The sequence below is a fragment of the Candidatus Thiodictyon syntrophicum genome, from assembly GCF_002813775.1.
GTDB lineage: Bacteria > Pseudomonadota > Gammaproteobacteria > Chromatiales > Chromatiaceae > Thiodictyon > Thiodictyon syntrophicum.
Map to the genome: position 1 here is coordinate 333,772 of NZ_CP020371.1, position 17,276 is coordinate 351,047.

Sequence of the window (17,276 nt, forward strand, 5' to 3'; positions counted from 1 at the left end):
ATCAGCCACTGACATTCTCCACCAGAGAGGTGACTGCATCAAAGAACGGTCCGAATGCACTTTCGATGTCGGCATCGCTCACACCCCCTTTTTCCACCGGCAGCAAGGAGTCGAACTCCTGGAGCCGCTGGCTCCAACGCACGCGCAAGGGAAAATGCGGGGCGTCTTCGTCTCCCAGGTCGAACGTGAAGGCGTCCAGTGGGGTATCGGCGCCGGGCTCGATCTGGTCGTACATGGTATCGGCGAACAGGTCATACGCGTGTTGCTGAAACGATGCGGCGCGTGCCTGCTGGTCAGTTTCAGGGAACAGCGCCTGCACGATCGCCAAGCGTTTACGGACGTGCCGCAGCACTTCGGGGCGCCTTTGCCAATGGGAGAAAAGCTGCCCGTAGCCCTGCCAGTTTTGAGGCGCGTCGGTCGCAAACAGCAAGGCAACAGTGCTCAAGCCGGCAATCGCAATGGCCGCCAGGTCGTGCAGTCCCGCGCGGCTGTCGATCAGCACCACGTCGGGTTGCTCCTGCGCCTCGAGTTCGGTAACAACGCGCTGCATCCTCGAGGCAAAGCGTTCCGGCCCCTGGTGCCGCGGCACATCGGCATAGACCCTTGCCAGCTTGGCAAGATAGGCGGTTTCTCCTTGGCCCATCGTGGCGACTACGCGGATCGAGCCGGTCGTGTGATCCGCCAAGGGGCTATCAGAGATGATGTCTTGGAGTACGCCTTCGGCTTGGCCCACGGCGTCCTCGACAAACCAGTCCACCAGCCCGAAAGCGGCCATACGCTCCGGTGGCAGCAGCAGACCCGAGAGCCCGGGCGATTCCAGGTCGAAGTCGATCAGCAAGACCCGTTTCCCGTCCCGCGCCAGACGGTAGGCCAACATGGCCAAGGCTGTCGAACGCCCGACTCCGCCCTTGACTCCGTAGAAGACGATGCGGGGTGGCTGGTTTCCCTCGGTCTCGGCCTCACGCGGCGTATGCAGCCAGTCCTGGCCCGTGATCTGGCGATCGAGCAGATCGATGACGATCTCGGGGGCGACGGTCCCATCCTCAGACTCGGATCCAGGCACCACTGTACAGTGCCAGTCTTCATGGCCAAAGAGGGCATCCGGATCGGCAAAGTCATCACGAAACAGGACCCCGCCTGGTGCAGTAAAGGCGCCCAGGTCTTGGGATGCCGCTTCCAGACGGTTGATGATGGCCACCGGACAAGCGGATTTCTCGGTATTCACCGCGAAACGCAGTCGGCCATAGACATCGCGGATCAGCCGCACATGGCGTCCCTGCGGCAGCCATTCCGCAACCGCAAGCTCAGCGGCACGCCGCAATGCAGCATTGAATCGTACCGGTTTCATCACATCACCCCATCCGCCGTGGCGGCATCGATCATGTCACCGACCTGCCGGGCCGCCTCGCGCCAGTTGGGGAGAGAACTGGCGGGATATGCCGATGCGGCCCAGTAGCGATGATCGGTGCTCCAGTCGTGGAAGTGAGCGAGGTCAGGAAGCATGGAGAGATAGCGTGTCGCGGCGCGACCGTCTGGGAATATCGTCAGGCCGGAAACCAACTGGGACAAGTCAGGCATGTGTTCCCGATATCCTGTTTTTGGCTTTTTTTTAATATCGCCGTTCGTTTCGATCGGTAGTCCATGCGCCACCAAGAGCGCCTTCAGACCGCATTCGGCCATGAATCCATACAACTGGCCGGCATTGGGGTGACGACCAGCGTTCGCCAAGTGCTCAGCGTCCGCCCAATGCCGCCGAGCGGCTTCCTTGAAATCAACCTGTTTGATTACCGCAGCCATCGTTAACTGTCTTCCCCGTTTGCCTTTGCTAAAGAAAATCGTCTTCTCGCCCCCACGCTCCGGCGTGGGAATACGGTCTTAGCCGCTCCGGCAGGCCGCGTCCGAACGCGACGGCTTGCGGGTCGGCAATTGCTTCCATACTGGAACCTGGGAGCCAGAGCGAAGACGCAGGTATCGATGACCAGGGGGCCACTGGTCATCGCGGCAGACCGTCCTCGTCGTAACCGAGAATCTCGTCGGCGCTGCCGTCGTCCACCACGGGGGCCCGCGCCACGCGCCCAGCGATAGTCATAATCTCGTCCACCGTGGCTCGATGCCGCGTCGCGGGGGCCTCGTCGCGCAGGCGATCCAGCAAGGCGATGGCCTCCTCGTTCACCGAGCGGTGATGCGCCTGCGCCTGCTGTTTGAGCCAGGCGTGCAACTCGTCCGGCACATCACGCAAGGTCATGGTGGGCATGATGGACCTCCCCAGTACCCTCATTCTTACGCTCTTTAGCGTGAGTTTACCTTGATTCGCCGTCGCGACGGACCCGTTTCGCGCCCGGTCCGCGCAGTTCACCCAGGTCCGCCAGATACCAGGCGGTACCGGCCGGGACCAGTGCGTCGCCGCCGGCGAATTGGCGCAAGGTGGTCATCCGGTCTTGCGCCGCCCGCGACGGGTCGTGATGGCGGCGGGTTTCCAGGCGCGCAGGTCGTCCCGGGTCAGGCCCAGGGAGCGGGCCTCGTCAGCGAGGAAGCCGGCGAAATAGTCGCCCATGCGGGTGGCGTGCTCGGCGTCGTAGTCGTTGTGCCATTGCTTGAGCCAGGGGATGAGTTCCAGCAGGCCGGCGAGCAGGGGTTGCAGGCGTGCCGGTTCCCAGCCCTCGCCTTCCTTCATGTCCAGATAATAGGCGGCGAGTGCCGTGGCCTGCTGCAGGTGGTTCCAGCCAGCCCAGGCGATGACCAGACTCCCATCGGCGCCGCGCTCGGCGCCGGGGTAGCTCACCCAGCGTTCCTTGGGCACGTCCAGGCCGCCGCGCAGACGCCAGCAGTCGGGTTTAACGAAATCGGTGGACTTGTACTTGGGAGGGACCGGGATCTCGCCGACCTGCTCGCCGGCGTCCTCACGTCGTTGCAGGTCCCAGGTGGACTCCCATTGCTCACGCTTGCGCAGCCCCGGTTCGGTGTAGCGCAGCACCGGCAGGAAGGGTACGGACTCGGCGGCGACCAGGGCCGCCACCAGGGCGGACGGGTCGAAGTCCGGGCGGCCGGCGTAGATCTCGGCGACCTGCATGAATTCCGGGTCCCGGCGCGCCCGGTCAGCGAGGCGGCTGGTGCTGGTCAGGGCCACCGGGTCCGGCCAATAGGACGGGGTCTCCAGCCGGTCAAGCAGCCAGCCTTTGAGTGCCGTCTGTTCCTGCTCGACCCAGGGGGTGGCGGCCCAGCGGCGTTTGTATTCGGGGCGCTCGATGAGCCCGATGTACTTGTCCGATTCGATCAGTGCAATCCGCGCCTCGACCACTTGCCGGTATCCCGCCGGCCAGTGGTCGGGGATTGCGGTAATAGGCGTGGAGCCGTGGCGGGTGAACCAGGTCGTTTCCTCCTCGCCCGCCGCGATTCGGCGGGCGAGTACGATTTCGAAGGCGCGTTCGCCCAGGTTGATCTCGGGGGGGTTGGGGTATTCGTAATCCGTATCGGCGGCCAGCAGGCCATAGAGCCGATAGCAGCGCCAATCCAGTTCCTCCTGCCAGGCGATCTGTTGGCGGCGGATGGAATCGGCGCGGACGCGGGCGGCATCGAGGCTGGCGCGGGTCGGTAGGGTAGTCATGGGATTCCCGCCAGACTATCGAATCGCAAGCCGGGTATCCAGGAAAAATCGTCATCGATATGACTGTCGGCGAGCCACATCGCTCAAGCATCCCTGCCAGGTAAAGGACGGTCGGCACGCTCTGCGCGTTGCCAGGCGACCGGGTCCTCGATGTCGGCGAACACACCGACTGCAGCGGCCGCCGCCAGTGCTGTCCTTAGTGCCGCGCGTCGCTCGGCGATGGTCCTTGGCGCAGCGGCGGATGGGGCTGGCGCATCCAGCAGTAGCAACACCCGCGCCGGTTGGCCAAATGAGCCGCGCAAGGTCTCGGGTAGATCGAGGTCAATATGGCCTTGAAGTGAAATGGTGGCGGCTAGCTCGATGGCTTGCATCTCAATGCTCCGGTTCAGGGTCGAGCGGGCTGGACAGAAGAGGTCTCACGCCAAGGCGCCAAGCTCGCCTAGGGGCTTGCGTGCAAGCAGAAGCGTCGGGCGCGTCGCCTGGTTGGTCATGGTCAATCACCATCAACCCTCCTTTTCTTCTTGGCGCCTTGGCGCCTTGGCGTGAGATATTTCCGGGTCGGGGGTCGAGGCCGATCCGATCAGGGCCGCCGGGAGGCAGGCGGCGTAGTCTTGGGCGAGGCGGTCGAGGGTTTGGGCGAGGGAAACCGGCGGGTTTTCAGCAAGTGGAAAAGACGCGAGTTTAGTGCCGTCGTGTTCGTAACGCATTTCATAACGCTCATCCGCGCCAGCGGCATTTGCGCCTGGTCGCCCTTTATTTTGGCAGACCTGTTGCATCCAGAAACAGCCAACCGATGAGTTGAGTAGTCCCAATATACCCAGATACTCTTCCTCGCTTGCTTTAGCTGGCAGCTTGATGATCGGTGCGGTGCGATTGAATGACTTGCCACCCCGGTCAAAGACAAAGTTATTGTGAGTAGATATGAAAGCGAAAGTGATCGAGAAGGGATTGCGGTAACGATCCCGTTGAAAGCGACTCCATTCCCACCAAGTCAAACCTATCTCCCGATGGTTTCCATTCGGCTCACGTCTTAGCCATAAGGGTGTGCGGTAAGGCCAAAGAAACTGATGCAGCAATGAGGCTTGTGAATAAGGCAATGGATCAAGATTGCCGTCATAGGGAAAAATCGTCGTATTGGGGCTGTCAATGCGCCAATCGCGTACGCAATCCCCCTCTACATTTATAATGATATTATCAGTGGCAATGCCGCGAGTGATGAGTGAATGGTCGGGCGTAAAATATATATCGTCTGCACGGGTCATGCACACAAAGCCAATCAGAGACATGGCTTTATTCAGGGCTTTAATGGCATGTTCCTCAATGGCCTCCTTTAGATCCGCTGCGCCGCCCCCACCGATGCTCCACGGATGTTTGGCAAATGACGTTCGCGGCGTATCGGCTACCGAGATATAGGCCGATTCGCTGGCGACAATATCCACCTGATCGATGATAGCACTCCATACCAATCCTTGAGTCGGGTCGGCTGGTGCGATAGGTTCGCTTTTGATGCCCATAACGGTGCGGACCCTATCGCACACAGGCGCCCTGTTGCGACCGAAAAAGATAACGGTAGGCGTACCGTGACCAGGGATGAAGGCACCAGATGTGTCAATGACATGACTGAGATCCAACCTGGGCAGAGTCTCTTCTATCAATTTGCTGCCGAACTCGCGCTTCATGAACGAGTTCGCGGTAATGAGTCCCACATACCCGGCGTGCTGACTTCCGTCATCGGGTATCGCCAACTCGAAAAACCGCTCGGTAAATGGCACCCCCAACGAGTATTGCCGGTGGCAACTGCTGTACCGCGCCCGGTAGGCCGCATTGAGCGCGGAATCCTTCACGGTGATATAGGGCGGATTCCCCACCACCGCCTGATACCGCTGTCCAAGGATGGCATTGACCTGCCCCAGATCCTCGGTGGCATAGGCGTGCTCCAGGCTGGTGCCCTTATAGGACTCGCCGCCGAGCAGGTCCATGGTCTCGGTGAGCCCGAAGCGCGGCCCGTGCAGCAGGCTGTCGCCGACGGCCAGGTGAAGCTGGAAGTTCGGCGCATCGCTCAGGACCCGGATGTCGCAGGCGGCCAGCGCGGCGACCAGCAGGCGGAAGCGGGCGATGGCGACGGCGAAGGGGTTGATGTCGACGCCATAGACCCCGTCGAGTGCCTGTTGCACCGTGTCGCGCGGGTTGCGCCCCGGCTCGTGGCGCGCCCGGATGGCCAACAGGCGCGCGAAGGCGCCGAGCAGGAAGTGGCCGGAGCCGCAGGTGGGGTCGATGAGGCGCACCGCCTGGTAGCCGAAGGTGTCGAGCGCCGGGGTGAGGGTGCGGTCGAGGATGAATTCCTCGACGAATTCGGGCGTCTGGAGCAGTGCGTAGCGCTTGCGCGTGGCCTCGGAGAGGTCCTGGTAGAGGTCGCCCAGGAAGCGGGTGTTCCACTCGGGGTCGGTGAAGTCGTGGACCAGGAGGCCGCGGTCCGGGTCGATCTTCTGCCAGAAGGCCATGAGGGCCATGGCGGCATCGCCGGAGCAGCCGAGCCGGAAGACCGGGTTGTGGCGCTCATCAAAGAGGTCCTCGAGTCCCGGGAGGGCGCCGACCTCGCGGAAGCAGGCGAGCAGGTAGTCGCGGTCATTATCGTGCGGCCGGGCGCGGAACCAGCCCTCATGTCGGTCGCGCGCCAGTGCGAGTCGGTTGTTCTCGCCACCCGCCGGACCGGCCAGCCAGGGCCGGGGGATGAGCCCGTTGTCCTCGATGAAGCGGACGAAGACGCAGGAGAGCAGCCAATGCACCGCCGCCTGGGTGATCGCCGCCTCCAGCCAGGCCGTCTGGGTCTCCCCGGTGCGCCCGGCGATGCGGGCCGCCTGCCATTCGCCTTGCAGGGCGGCGCCGAGCGCGCTGTCCTCGCCGATGCGCACGCGCAGGTCGTCTTCCAGGACTTTGAGCAGGCGTTGGAGGTCTTTGAGGAGGGCGGGGGCTTGGATCATGCTTGGATCACTGTAGGGTACCGGGCGGGACGGGGCATTCGCCCCGTCCCGAATCTTTATTGCGTCGCTGATTCGTATTACCCGCGGCTTCGGAGAAAACGTTTCGGACGGGGCGAATGCCCCGTCCGGCGCGGGGGTTGGCGCCTATGGGCGAATGCCCGTCCGGCGCGGGAACGGAACCGGCTAAAACCTCGACCTCCAGTTCGGGCGTGATCGCCCAGGAGGTCGAGGCTTCAGCCGGACGGGGGCGCCGCAGGGTCATAGCGCGAGGTGCAGGCGAATGGCCGTGTCGATTGCGCGCATCTTGTCCGCCGCGAGTCGACCGACCGCCGGCCCTGGGATGCGCTCCTTGGCAATGGTACGGATCTGCTGGGCCTGCGCCTTGGAATCCTTGGGGAGTCCGGATTCGGCAGCGGAAAGCGCCACCTCAAAGGGATAGACGCGTGTCATGTTGGAAGTGATGGGCAGGATCGTGACCGTGCTCGCCGCCCGATTATTGGCATCGTTGCTCACGATCAGCACCGGGCGGCGTTTGTTGATCTCGGACCCCACACTCGGGCTGAGGTCGGCATAGAGGATGTCACCACGCTTCATGGGCAAGCCCGTCGCCGGTGGTCGGCGCCCAGTCCGGGTCGAGCTCGGCCGCCGCCTCACGGTAGGCGGCCTCGAGGTCTTCCTCCCGCAGCCGGCGTAGCGCGTGCTCGATGACCTGGGACCGGCTCTTCATCGCATGGGCCTGACGATAGGTCTCGATCAGTGTCACCGCCTCCGGGGTGAGCGAGATTGACAGCTTTTCTGCCCGCATGGTGTACCTGCTGATTCGATGTTGGTGCTACCGGCTATCCTACTGTGCCTGCTACCGCTCGGCAATCCTGTCGGATCCGCGGTTTCACCTTTGCTCGATCCAGGCCGGGGGGATACGGGCCCACTGGGCAGAGGAGATGACCGGCACGGGAACCCCGTCCACCGCGGGCAGGCCGTCGGCGTGCATGGGCACGAGCAGCCAGAGGGGGGGCGGAGTCTGGCCCTGGCCCGTGCGATCACGCAGCGCTTCGACGAGTCCCATGAGCTGGTAGCGCGCCAGCAGGCCAGGGTCGACCAGCAGGATGGGTTGGTTGGCCTCGAGCAGTCGGTGCCGCACCTGCGGCAGGGCCTTCTGCACCAGGCGGATGAGGTTGGTCCAGTCGCGGCTGCCGGGGGCGGCGGCATCGGCTTGCAGTATGACCTCCCAGCCCACTTTGTGGCGTAGGGACTGGTCTTGCAGCGCCTGGATCAGCAGGGCGTCCAGGCTCAGTCGCGTCGCTCGATGGCGGCGCAGCAGTTGCGCCTCGGCATGGCAGGCGAGGCGTGGCAGGACGGTGAGTGCGAGAAAACCGCCGGCCGTGCGGGCGCGCTCCAGGCGGTCCTCGAACTGCCGGATCAGGACGGCATCGGCGGTGAGGTCATCGCCGGGTTCGCCGCGGGTGCCGTGGCGGGACAGCCAGGTGGTGGTGCCGGCCGAGGGTTCGGTCCTGCCGGCCGGTGAGTAGTAGCCAGGCCCCTGGGGTCCGCTCGGGTCCCAGGCCAGGGCCGCGCCGGCCGCGACGAGCAAGGCGTCGAGCGCCGGGCGGTCGGGGATCGGCGCGCACGCCGGGAAACGACCCTGGATGCGGTCGCGGATGTCGCTGGTCTGGCAGTAACGCGGGCCGGTCAGCGCGCCGAGGGACAGGCGCATGGCCCGCAGCGCGGCCAACCCCTGCGGGTAGACCTCCTGGCGGCTGGAGAGTGCGGCCGTGCGTGACGCGGCCGTCGCCAGTCGCAGCAGGCGCTGGGCCGACAGCGGCGCGACGCTGCCGGGCCGCTCCAGCGCTTCCAGGGTCTTGCGGGCATGTGGTGGGGTGAGCAGGGGATCGGCCCGGGCGATCGCGTCGGCGGCGGCGCCCAGTCGCCTGGCGTAGTCGGCCTGGTCGGGGCCGAGCGCGATCAGGGGCGGCACCTGGTCTTGCTCGAAGAGCTGGTAGCGTGGCTTGGCGAGACTGCCCTCGGCCTCCTGAGCGGCGCGTACCAGCGCGGTGGCCAGGCGCCGGCGCAGGGCCTCGTCCTGGTGGGCGCAACCGCGGGCGGCAAGCAGGACCAGTGCCAGCTCCGGGACGGTCATGACGCCGGCATGGATCTGGAGCAGCGTCTCGAGCTCCCCGCGGACCTGGGTGAGGGGCGCGAGCTTGAGCCAGCGCTCGCGGGCCTTGAGCAGTGTGTCGGAGAGTGCCGAGCGGGCGAGTCGCGTAACCCGCGCGACCGCACCCAGGGTGGGCCAGGGGCGGTCCATGCCGTCGGCAGCCGGCTCCAGTCCCAGGTAGATGGCGAGCGCCTGTGCCGGATCACCGGTGGGCGGATGGTCATCCCCGGCCGGTCGCTTGGGCAGGAGTTGGCCGGCGAGCGCGTCGATGCTGGCGATGCCGGACGCCGGGCCCGCGGGCGGCGGGGTGTGGATCGGGGCTGAACTCAGATGGGGGCCCAGGTCGGGGCGCAGTTGGGCGAGCTGCTTGGCCTTCTGCCGGATCTCTTTGCGGATGCGGTCGCCGACGCCGCTCAAATAACGGAACTTGATGCGCTCCACTGCCAGCAGGTCGCGCAGGTTGTGGATGCCCATGCCGTCCAGGACGTTCTGGGCCTCGACGCTGTAGCCCAGCTCGGCGATGCTGGTCGCGGCGGTGGCGAGGCGGGCCAGCGCGGCCAGGCTGTCGGGCGCGGCGCCGAGGCCCTGGGTATCGGCGAAGGCCTGGCGCCAGGCGCGCAGCATCTCTTCGGCGTTGTCGAAGCGCTCCCGGTAGTCGCGATGCAGGGCGCGCTCGAAAAAGTCGGTCAGGGCGTCGCGCAGGTGGGGGTCGAACCGGTCGGTAGCGAGGCTGACCTCGCACTCGAGCATGGCGGCCTGGGAGACGCCGTCGCCCCAGCGCGGCAGTTCGCCGGTGAGCATTTCGTAGAGGGTGACGGCGAGTGCAAAGCGCTCGGCGGCCAGGTCCCAGCGCGGGGGTTTGCGCAGTGGGAGAAAGGGGTCCAGGTAGGGGTGGGTGCCGGCGCTGATGTTCTCCGGCGCGGCACTGGTGAGCGAAAAATCGAACAGGATGAGTTGGAGCCGCCCGCCGGCCGCTTGGGCGATGCCGATGTTCTGGGGCTTGATGTCACGGTGGGCGATACCGAGGCCCTCCAGGCAATCGACGACCGCAATCAGCTCTTCGCCGAACCGGCTGGCCAGATCCAGGGACAGCCGCTGGTCTTCCTCCAGCCGCTTGGCCAAGGTCTGATCGCCGGCACGGCACATGAGCAGCGCCGTGCGTCCGGCGATGGTGAGGGTGCGGCGCCATTCCACCACATGCGGGTTGCGGTGCAGCTTGGCCAGGGCCTCGCCCTCGGCGACCAGGCGGTCGTTGTGTGAAACCTCGGAGGCGACCTTGAGGACCAACTGCGCCTCCTCGCCCTCAGGGGCCCCGTCCGGCCGCACCAGCAGGACATCGGAGGATGAGCCCTTGCCCAGTCGGCGCAGGACGGTGAAGCCCCCTTCCAGACGGTCGTTGGCGGTGGCGATGGCGGGGTCGACCGTGACCTCGGGGTCGGGGGTGGTGAGGGCGTCTTCCAGGGCATCCAGGGCTTTGAGGAAGTCGTCGACCGTCGGGCAGCGGGCGCTGGTAGCGGGCAGCGTGCTGAGCTGGATGAGGTCCTGCAACGCTGGACCGGCCCCGTCCATCACATCGGAGATGCACAGCCCCGGGCCGGCGCGCAGCCGCTCCAGTTGCTCGATGACGCTCCCCGCCGGCGGCTGGCCGGAAAAGAGATGGTAAGCGATAGCACCCAAGGAGAAGACGTCGAGTTGGGGGCCAAGGGCAGCGCCATCGCTGTCCGCAGTGGCGTGCTGGTGCCAGGCGGTTTCCGGGGCCAGGTAGACGCGGCCGGGGTCTTCGACGCCGTCCTGGACGTGCAGCGTGCCGACCGTGCGCCGCCCATCGGCAGCCGCGGTGCCGCCGGTGCCCGACGCGCGGGCGCCGGTCTGCCAGTTCATGATCTGGAGGCTGGGGAGGCACGACCCGGGGTCCCGCACCAGGATGCTCTGCGGACAGAGCGCCCGGTGGAACAGGCGCTTGCCGTGGGCGTATTGCAGGGTCTCGGCCAGGTGGCGGACCAGGTGCAGGCGCTGGCTCACATTGAGCCGGTCGCCATGCTCGCGCAAAAACAGGTCCAGGCGGCGTGAGCGGGGGTCATGGTCGAAGATCAGTGCCGGGCCCTGCTCGGCTTCCTTGTAGTCACGGACCTTGAGGATGCCGGGATGGTCGATGCCTTCGAGGATTTGGAACTCGCGGATCGCTTGCCGGACCAGGGCGTCACGCGCCTGGGCGGTGGCGGCCGTGGCGTAGGGGTAGATACGCACCCGCCGCCGGATGCTCTCGATGCTGCGGTGCCGGCCCTCCCAGTCCTGCCAGGTCTCACCCTCGGCGAGCAGCGCGCCCAATTGGTAATCGCCCACCAGGCGGTGCTTGTTGGAGGGACGGATACCGGCCTGTGCCATGGCTTGCGCCAGGATGCGGGCCTGGGCCTGGTCGATGCGCTGCCCGTCGCCGGCAGTGCTCAGGGCGGGACCGGCGGTCAGCGCGCCGATGATGCCATCGTCATGGGCGCTCCCCGGTTGTCCGCGCAGATAGACCCCGGCGGCGGCGGTCCCGGACAGCTTGCAGACCAGGTCCGCGGCGCAGAGAAAGACGCAGGGCCGGATCGAGGGTATGCGCGCCCGCGACTTCTGTACCGTCGGCAGGCGCCGCAGCAGACTGGTCAGGCGCTTGGCCTTGCGATCGGCGAGGATCAGCTGGTTATCGTCGCTGTAGGCCAGCCCGTCGGTGGTCCAGGTCCAGGTGTGGGGGTCGCCGGTGAGCACGCCGGGGCGGCTCTCGATCTCCATCAGGAAGAGCGCGGCCGGGGTCAGGATCAGGGCATCGACCTCGTTGACGCGTCCTTCGTCGTCGATGAACTCAAAGTTGGTCCAGGCGTGCCAGGGGTGGTGATCGGGGAGTTGGGAACGCAGCCATTGCAGGGCGTCGCGTTCCCAGGGGAAGCCGGATTCCGTGATGGCGGTCCAGCGCGTTGGACTCATGGGCATGAGAGCGAATCCCTCGGTCGCAGTGTCGGGCGCTGCGCTGACGTCGTCTGGTAGCGGGCGCAAGCGGGGATTTTACCTGACCCAGGTCCCCGATGAGCCGGGGCGGTACCCGGTTCGCGCCGCCGCCGCTGACGACGGCATAGGCACCCGCCAGCGGGCAGTAGACATACTCCGGCCAATCACCGATCTCCTTGCGGAACACTAGCGTTACCATTGGTACTCACTTCGAGCAATTCATCACCCGGCAGATCGCCCAAGGTCGCTACGGCTCGGCCAGTGAGGCGGTTAGAGCCGGTTTGCGGCTTCTGGAAGAACACGAACTGAAACTCTCTACCTTGCGTCAGGCGCTCGCGGACGGTGAAGCCAGCGGCAGGGCGGACTATTCCCTGAGCGGGTTGCTGGCTGAACTTGACAGCGAAAATACGCACTGATGCCCCGGTTTGTGCTGACCAAGGCAGTCAAGGCTGACTTGAAGGCCATCGGCCGCTACACCCAAGCCACTTGGGGCCGTGACCATCGCACCCGTTATCTGACACTGTTGGACGCGGGCTTTCGTGCCTTGGCGGACAACCCTCTGATGGGGAAAGATTGCGACGACATCCGCCCCGGCTACCGCAAGCACCAGATTGAAAAGCACATTGCTTTTTATCGTCAGAGCGGCAGCGGCGGGTTTGCCCTCAGTCCGGCAGCGCACTGACACGCACCGCGACGCTCAGCGATGGGTACTGATCGGGCCGGCCCAGGTAGCTTCCCGCCACCGGCGGCACCGCCTCCGGGTGCCGTGCCACGGCTGCCGCAATGTGATGGTTGCCAGCGACCTCACCGCTGGTGGGGTCGAACCCCTTCCAACCGGCGCCGGGCAGGTAGACCTCGGCCCAGGCATGGGTCGCGGCGTTGCCGGTGCCGCTGCCGGGGGTGTGCAGATAGCCGCTGACGAAGCGGCTGGCCAGCCCCAGATGGCGGCAAGCCTCCATGAGGAGGGCCGCAAAGTCGCGACAGGAACCGCTGTGGCACCCCAACGTCTGTGCCGGTGGCTGGACGCCGGGTTCCTCCCGCATCTGATACCGAAACCCCTCGGCAATGGCGTGGTTCATCTGGTCCAACAGCGTGAAGGTCTCCATCGGTCGCCCCAAGCCCAGGCCGTCGAGCCAGTCCGCGACGGCCGGCTGGTCGCCCGGGTAGACCAACTGCCGGAAGGGGGCGAGTTCGATGCCATCCTCCCGCGCGTAGTCGAAGGGGTGGGTGACGGCATAGTCGTCCACCAGGAAATCGAAGGGGTTATCCTCGTAGTGCTGAATCACCACGCTGCTGGCGATATGCAACCGATCGGCCGGCGCGGTGAAGCCGACCAGCGCCACCGAATTGTCCAATACGTCGCGTTTCCACTGCACGGTATGGGCGGGAACGATCTCCAGGAGCGAGGATTCGATCCGGACGTTGTGATTCTCCCGCGGGCGCAACAACAAGCGATGGGGCAGCAGCGATACGGGGGTGGGGAACCGATATTCGGTGACGTGGTTGATATTGATACGCCGCATGGGGAATCGCTCTTCGGTTGAATTCAACGCATGACCTGAGACTCCATGATACACGCTGATGTTGGTTCCGGGAGGAACTGAGCAAAGACGGCGACCAACGCTCGCGGTGATCAGCGCGGCGCCGGCCGGGTCCCGCCCGGCGCCCGCGAGCCACGCGACGGGCGCACCGCGGGGCAGTTATGTGCCGCGGCTTGATCTCAGTTCGGGTCCGATCTCCTCCATGGACGCGAAGATCCGGTCCGGCCGATGCCCGCGCAATGCCGACGCACTGTTATAGCCCCAGAGGACCACGCCGGCGGCCATCCCCAGACCGTGCGCGGCCTCGATATCCCGGATCTCGTCGCCGATGTAGATCGCAGCCGCCGGCGCGACCCGGGCGGCGCTCAGGATGCGCCGCAGCCGTGCCCGCTTGCCGTGGATCGCCGCGCCGCATTGCAGATAGCGGACCCGCCACAGATTTTCCGGCCCCAGCAGTCGGCGCACGTTGCGCTCCGCGTTGGAGCTTGCGATCCCGAGCACCAGACCGGCCTCGTCGAGTTCGCGCAGCATGGTTTCGACCCCGGGAAAGAGCCGCAGGCCGTCCAGGTCGTCGGTCATGCGCCGACGCAGCGCCTGGGCGAGCGCGGGCAGTTTCCACCAGGTCACGCCCAGCCGGCGTAAGACCGCGCGCGCGGGCAGTTCGCGCAGCCGGTCACGCTCGTCGGGCGCGATCGGCCGGCAGCGGTAGCGCGGTGCGAGCTCGTTCAGGGCGCGGACGAACCAATCGAAGCTATCGGCCAGGGTGCCGTCGAAATCGAAGACGACCAGCCGATAGTCGCCCGGTGCAGCTGTCTGGGGTGGGGGGGTGAAGATCATTGGCGCGATTATGCAGCGCTTTGCGCGATCGTACCAATGATTGCCAGGCCCCCTGCCCTATTCCCGCCGGTTCCCTGACCCGTAACGGCCGGCTCGCGCGGCGCTGGTGCCGCCGTCCCGCGGGTCCGCTCAAACGGCCTCAATGATAGTCTCGGCCAATCCGCCGACTGTGACGTCGCTGGTCCGCACAGCGGACCCTACGGGCGCGGGCTCATAGGGTCCGCTGTGCGGACCAGCGACATGCCGTCCGGCAAGCTGGCCGGGGCGATGATCAAGGCCGCGCAAACGGACCCACACGCCTATCTGCTGGGACGCTAGAGCAGGTCGTTCAAGGCGACGCCGATGCCGATCGCGTTCTGATTCCAGTTGTAATCGATCAGGCTGTCGCCGTAGCCGGTGAAGGCCTGGAGGTAACCGCGCAAAGGGCCGAGGATGGGCGGTGAGGTCCAGGTGAACTGGGCCGCGCCCTTGCCGGTATCGAGATTGCCGCGGGCCATGAGGGTGAAGCTGTTGCCGCGCCACTTGTAGATGGCCGTGACGTCGCCATAGCCGTAATAGTCGGTAATATCCGGATTGTCGTCCTTGTTTTGGTCTTTCTTGAGGGGATACCAGGGCCGGACCAGGAGTGCGAAGTCGCCCCGCTCGACCCCGAACTCGGCGACAATGCGGTCCCAACTGCGCGAGATGGGGTCGGCGCGGCCGTTGGATTGGTGGGTGTAGCCGATATTGAACAACCGCCAGTGGAAGCCGCCGAAGGCATAATCGGGGCGCATGCTCACCAGCACCTCGGGCATATAGTTGTTCTCGCGGAAGGGGCGCGAGAGCTCGGTGTTGTAGACCTGCCACTGGCTCTGTTGGGTATAGGCCGCCCAGACCCCGAAGCGGCGATCGTCGGTCGCCCACAGGCGCGCCTTGAAGCTGAACTGGAACCGTGCCTCGGTCGGGTCCAACTGCGCGTTCGACGTCTGCGCCGCATTGAACAGCGCCTGGAACGGCACCTTGTTCGGCCGGTCGGAATAGCGCGCGACCTGCAGGTAGTTGGGGCGATACAGTGCGATGGTGTAGCGTTCGGCGCCGGGGTTGAAGCCCCAGGCGGTGTCGATCATGGACCCCGGGGCGGGGTCGAAGACGGTCGCCGGTGCGGCGGTCAGCGCGCGGGCCCTGGGGGCCGCCGCGGGCGCAGTCAGCGCGGTGCGCGCGGACGGCCCCGAGGGCGCCGGTTGCGCGGCAGTGCTCCGTCCGCTGGCCCGGTCGTAACAGCCGAGTCGCTCCCGGTCCGCCGCGATGGCCGCACAATCGGCGATGCCGGACACCGCGGCCTGGGTGAGGCCGGGGCCGCCGATGAGCAAGGAGGTCACCAGCAGCGCACTAGCGCGGCTGTGATGGGAAGGATGGGCCATAGGTGCGTCTCCGCAGGTCCTTTCGCAGGACCCGAATAGGGTGCCGAGTACGATAGTCACCGCCGGCGCGATGGTGATGCCGACCAGACTAAGTCGAAGGCGCCGGCGTCGTCGGTACGTTATCGCACCGTCCCGAGTCCCGGGGCAGGATCAGGCACCGCGATAGATCCGTGACCCTAAATCCGGCAGTTGCTCAGGTGCTGACCTATCTCGCCGCGCTCCCCCTGGAGCGAGTCGGGGAGATCCACCTCGCCGGTTTTCATCGCGAGACCGACAGCCTTGGGGACCCCTTGCTCATCGACAGTCACGGCAGCGCGGTGGATGCGGCCGTCTGCCGTCCTTGCGGCTGGCGCTGCATCCATCGCTGACCGCCCTGACCTCACCCCATGCCGTGGTCTCCCTCTGGGCCGCCCATCAGGAGGACGGCGCCGTCCCCGCCGTGAATCCAAGCGTCCCTGAGAACGCCTGGGTATTGCGCAGCGATCGGTCGGTACGGGTGCTGTCCATGTCCCTCGGCGACTGCCGTTTCGTCGGCGCCCTGCAGACCGGCGCCACGCTGGGCGCGGCCACCGCGATGGCCGCCGACCCCGGCGACGGGACTGATGCGGGCTTCGATCTGACCCGCTGCCTGGCCGTCCTGCTGCGCGAGCAGGTCGTGACCGGGATCACCATCGCCACCCGGACTTGAGGCAACTGCCATGACCGAGCCCAAAGCGGGCCTCGATCATAACCCCGGCCACCCTGCCGGGCGCGCGGTCGCCGGTCCGCACAGCGGACCGTAGGGTCCGCTGTGCGGACCACCGGCCCCGCAGTCGGCGCGGCAGCCCGCTCAGTCGCCCCCCGATCGCGAGCGCAACGCCTTGCGCAAAAAAGCCATTTGTTCGCGGTACTGGTGGCAGCCGCCGCACATCAGGGTGTGCAGGCGCACCGCCAGGCGCTCACGCCAAGTGAGCCGACGGTCGAGTTCCTCCGACATCAGTCGGGTGGCCTGTCTGCAGTTCATCATCGACATGGACTCCGTGCGCTCAGCGAGCGAACCAGGTTGCCTCGAGGCAAACACGCAGTCCCATGCGGGCGCGGTGCAGGATGACCCAACAGTTGGACGTGGCAATGGCCAGATCTTGACAGATTTGCGCGGTTTCCAGTTCCAACAACTCCCGCATCATGAAGACCCGGGCGATACGCGGCGGCAGACGATCCAGACAGAGTTCTTGAGATAGCGGTCGAAGGGACTGTCGATCGCCCGGAAGGCGCGGTCCTCGTAGGCGGCGATCGCGTTGGCGGCCTTGACGTAGTCGACCTCGGCGGCACCTGAAACCTCGCCTGGATAAGCGGCAATAAACAGGTCCACATACTCCGGAATGTCGCGCAGGCGTTGCGCCAGGAGTGCCCATGGCGCAATGGGTCACATCCGGCCACGCGCCTTGCGGCAACCCGTCGCGGCCTGGGGGCCGCTCCTACGCCGTAGGAGCGGCCCCCAGACCGCGACGGATGCCACCCTCGAGGTTTCTCGCTCCCACACTCCAGCGTCACTGCCATTAAGTTAAGGCGCACTGGCCGACCGCGTCGCCTCTGCCTGGAGTCCAAGGCTTCAGCCTTGGCGCGCGCCAAGGCTGAAGCCTTGGACTCCAGGCGCTTGGGCTGCGGCGCTTAGCTCAACGGCAGTGACGCCAAATCTGCGGGTCTATCGCGTCCCGGGGCCAGACGGCGCGGACTTGTCCGCGACGCTCGGCGATGGCCATCACGGGTATCCTTGATCGACACGCGCGAACG

General features: G+C 66.0%; 19 protein-coding genes and 1 pseudogene. 4 read left to right on the top strand and 16 right to left on the bottom strand.

Features of this window, described 5'->3' with window-relative positions; genetic code table 11:
- Position 1: 1 nt before the first annotated feature.
- From THSYN_RS30810 to pglW, 10 genes are all read right to left on the bottom strand, one after another.
- On the bottom strand, positions 2–1,348 hold the full coding sequence (locus THSYN_RS30810) for a tyrosine-protein kinase family protein (protein WP_100922887.1): 1,347 nt from the start codon (positions 1,346–1,348) through the stop codon (positions 2–4).
- The gene (locus tag THSYN_RS30815; RefSeq protein WP_100922888.1) at positions 1,348–1,797 is read right to left on the bottom strand and encodes a hypothetical protein; all 450 of its coding nucleotides are present in this window, start codon (positions 1,795–1,797) and stop codon (positions 1,348–1,350) included. The genes THSYN_RS30810 and THSYN_RS30815 overlap by 1 nt, the downstream gene beginning before the upstream one ends.
- A gap of 196 nt (positions 1,798–1,993) precedes the next feature.
- A complete protein-coding gene (locus tag THSYN_RS30820) occupies positions 1,994–2,254 on the bottom strand; it encodes a FitA-like ribbon-helix-helix domain-containing protein (RefSeq protein WP_100922889.1) in 261 nt (86 codons plus the stop codon).
- 46 nt (positions 2,255–2,300) lie between these two features.
- On the bottom strand, positions 2,301–2,432 hold the full coding sequence (locus THSYN_RS36810) for a hypothetical protein (protein ID WP_257791273.1): 132 nt from the start codon (positions 2,430–2,432) through the stop codon (positions 2,301–2,303).
- Positions 2,429–3,604 (bottom strand): BREX-2 system adenine-specific DNA-methyltransferase PglX, encoded by a 1,176-nt coding sequence (gene pglX / locus THSYN_RS30825; protein ID WP_100922890.1) that lies wholly within the window; start codon positions 3,602–3,604, stop codon positions 2,429–2,431. Before pglX (THSYN_RS30825) ends, THSYN_RS36810 begins: the two co-directional genes overlap by 4 nt.
- Positions 3,605–3,687: 83 nt before the next feature.
- Entirely contained in the window at positions 3,688–3,975 is a 288-nt protein-coding gene (locus THSYN_RS30830; RefSeq protein WP_100922891.1) for a hypothetical protein, read from the bottom strand.
- A 132-nt stretch (positions 3,976–4,107) separates the two neighbouring features.
- Complete coding sequence (pglX, locus tag THSYN_RS30835) at positions 4,108–6,585, bottom strand: BREX-2 system adenine-specific DNA-methyltransferase PglX (protein ID WP_100922892.1); 2,478 nt, start codon at positions 6,583–6,585, stop codon at positions 4,108–4,110.
- Between the two features lie 258 nt (positions 6,586–6,843).
- Positions 6,844–7,179 carry a type II toxin-antitoxin system PemK/MazF family toxin gene (locus THSYN_RS30840; protein ID WP_100922893.1) on the bottom strand — a complete coding sequence of 112 codons (336 nt, stop codon included), beginning with the start codon at positions 7,177–7,179 and terminating at the stop codon, positions 6,844–6,846.
- Positions 7,166–7,390, bottom strand: coding sequence for a ribbon-helix-helix domain-containing protein (locus tag THSYN_RS30845; protein ID WP_100922894.1), 225 nt, complete (start codon positions 7,388–7,390; stop codon positions 7,166–7,168). The genes THSYN_RS30840 and THSYN_RS30845 overlap by 14 nt, the downstream gene beginning before the upstream one ends.
- 84 nt (positions 7,391–7,474) lie before the next feature.
- Positions 7,475–11,710: a BREX system serine/threonine kinase PglW gene (pglW, locus tag THSYN_RS30850; RefSeq protein ID WP_100922895.1), complete on the bottom strand. Its 4,236-nt coding sequence runs from the start codon at positions 11,708–11,710 to the stop codon at positions 7,475–7,477.
- 191 nt (positions 11,711–11,901) lie between these two features.
- Between pglW and THSYN_RS30855 the strand changes: the two genes are divergently transcribed.
- Together THSYN_RS30855 and THSYN_RS30860 are read left to right on the top strand one after the other, a co-directional pair.
- A complete protein-coding gene (locus THSYN_RS30855) occupies positions 11,902–12,141 on the top strand; it encodes a type II toxin-antitoxin system ParD family antitoxin (protein WP_100922896.1) in 240 nt (79 codons plus the stop codon).
- An 11-nt stretch (positions 12,142–12,152) separates the two neighbouring features.
- Entirely contained in the window at positions 12,153–12,407 is a 255-nt protein-coding gene (locus tag THSYN_RS30860; protein ID WP_236849015.1) for a type II toxin-antitoxin system RelE/ParE family toxin, read from the top strand.
- Here THSYN_RS30860 and THSYN_RS30865 read toward each other — a convergent pair.
- The 3 genes from THSYN_RS30865 to THSYN_RS30875 form a co-directional block, all read right to left on the bottom strand.
- Complete coding sequence (locus tag THSYN_RS30865) at positions 12,388–13,248, bottom strand: transglutaminase family protein (protein ID WP_100922898.1); 861 nt, start codon at positions 13,246–13,248, stop codon at positions 12,388–12,390. The two genes, THSYN_RS30860 and THSYN_RS30865, sit on opposite strands and share 20 nt — an antisense overlap.
- Before the next feature lie 177 nt (positions 13,249–13,425).
- Positions 13,426–14,103 (bottom strand): HAD hydrolase-like protein, encoded by a 678-nt coding sequence (locus THSYN_RS30870; protein WP_100922899.1) that lies wholly within the window; start codon positions 14,101–14,103, stop codon positions 13,426–13,428.
- A 314-nt stretch (positions 14,104–14,417) separates the two neighbouring features.
- Positions 14,418–15,503 (bottom strand): phospholipase A, encoded by a 1,086-nt coding sequence (locus THSYN_RS30875; protein WP_100922900.1) that lies wholly within the window; start codon positions 15,501–15,503, stop codon positions 14,418–14,420.
- Positions 15,504–15,703: 200 nt separating this feature from the next.
- On the opposite strand from THSYN_RS30875, the pseudogene THSYN_RS36480 reads away from it, so the two are divergent.
- Positions 15,704–15,835: pseudogene (locus THSYN_RS36480) on the top strand (multinuclear nonheme iron-dependent oxidase); the annotation flags it as partial.
- Between the two features lie 8 nt (positions 15,836–15,843).
- Positions 15,844–16,191: a hypothetical protein gene (locus tag THSYN_RS30885; RefSeq protein WP_100922902.1), complete on the top strand. Its 348-nt coding sequence runs from the start codon at positions 15,844–15,846 to the stop codon at positions 16,189–16,191.
- Positions 16,192–16,332: 141 nt separating this feature from the next.
- On the opposite strand, the gene THSYN_RS30890 is transcribed toward THSYN_RS30885, so the two are convergent.
- The 3 genes from THSYN_RS30890 to THSYN_RS36490 are packed head-to-tail and all read right to left on the bottom strand — an operon-like array spanning position 16,333 to position 16,854.
- Positions 16,333–16,509 carry a zf-HC2 domain-containing protein gene (locus THSYN_RS30890; protein ID WP_335582525.1) on the bottom strand — a complete coding sequence of 59 codons (177 nt, stop codon included), beginning with the start codon at positions 16,507–16,509 and terminating at the stop codon, positions 16,333–16,335.
- Between the two features lie 19 nt (positions 16,510–16,528).
- Positions 16,529–16,669 carry a hypothetical protein gene (locus THSYN_RS36485; RefSeq protein WP_418219957.1) on the bottom strand — a complete coding sequence of 47 codons (141 nt, stop codon included), beginning with the start codon at positions 16,667–16,669 and terminating at the stop codon, positions 16,529–16,531.
- Positions 16,666–16,854, bottom strand: a complete 189-nt coding sequence (locus THSYN_RS36490) for a cytochrome-c peroxidase (protein ID WP_236849016.1) — start codon at positions 16,852–16,854, stop codon at positions 16,666–16,668. Before THSYN_RS36490 ends, THSYN_RS36485 begins: the two co-directional genes overlap by 4 nt.
- Between the last annotated feature and the right edge of the window lie 422 nt (positions 16,855–17,276).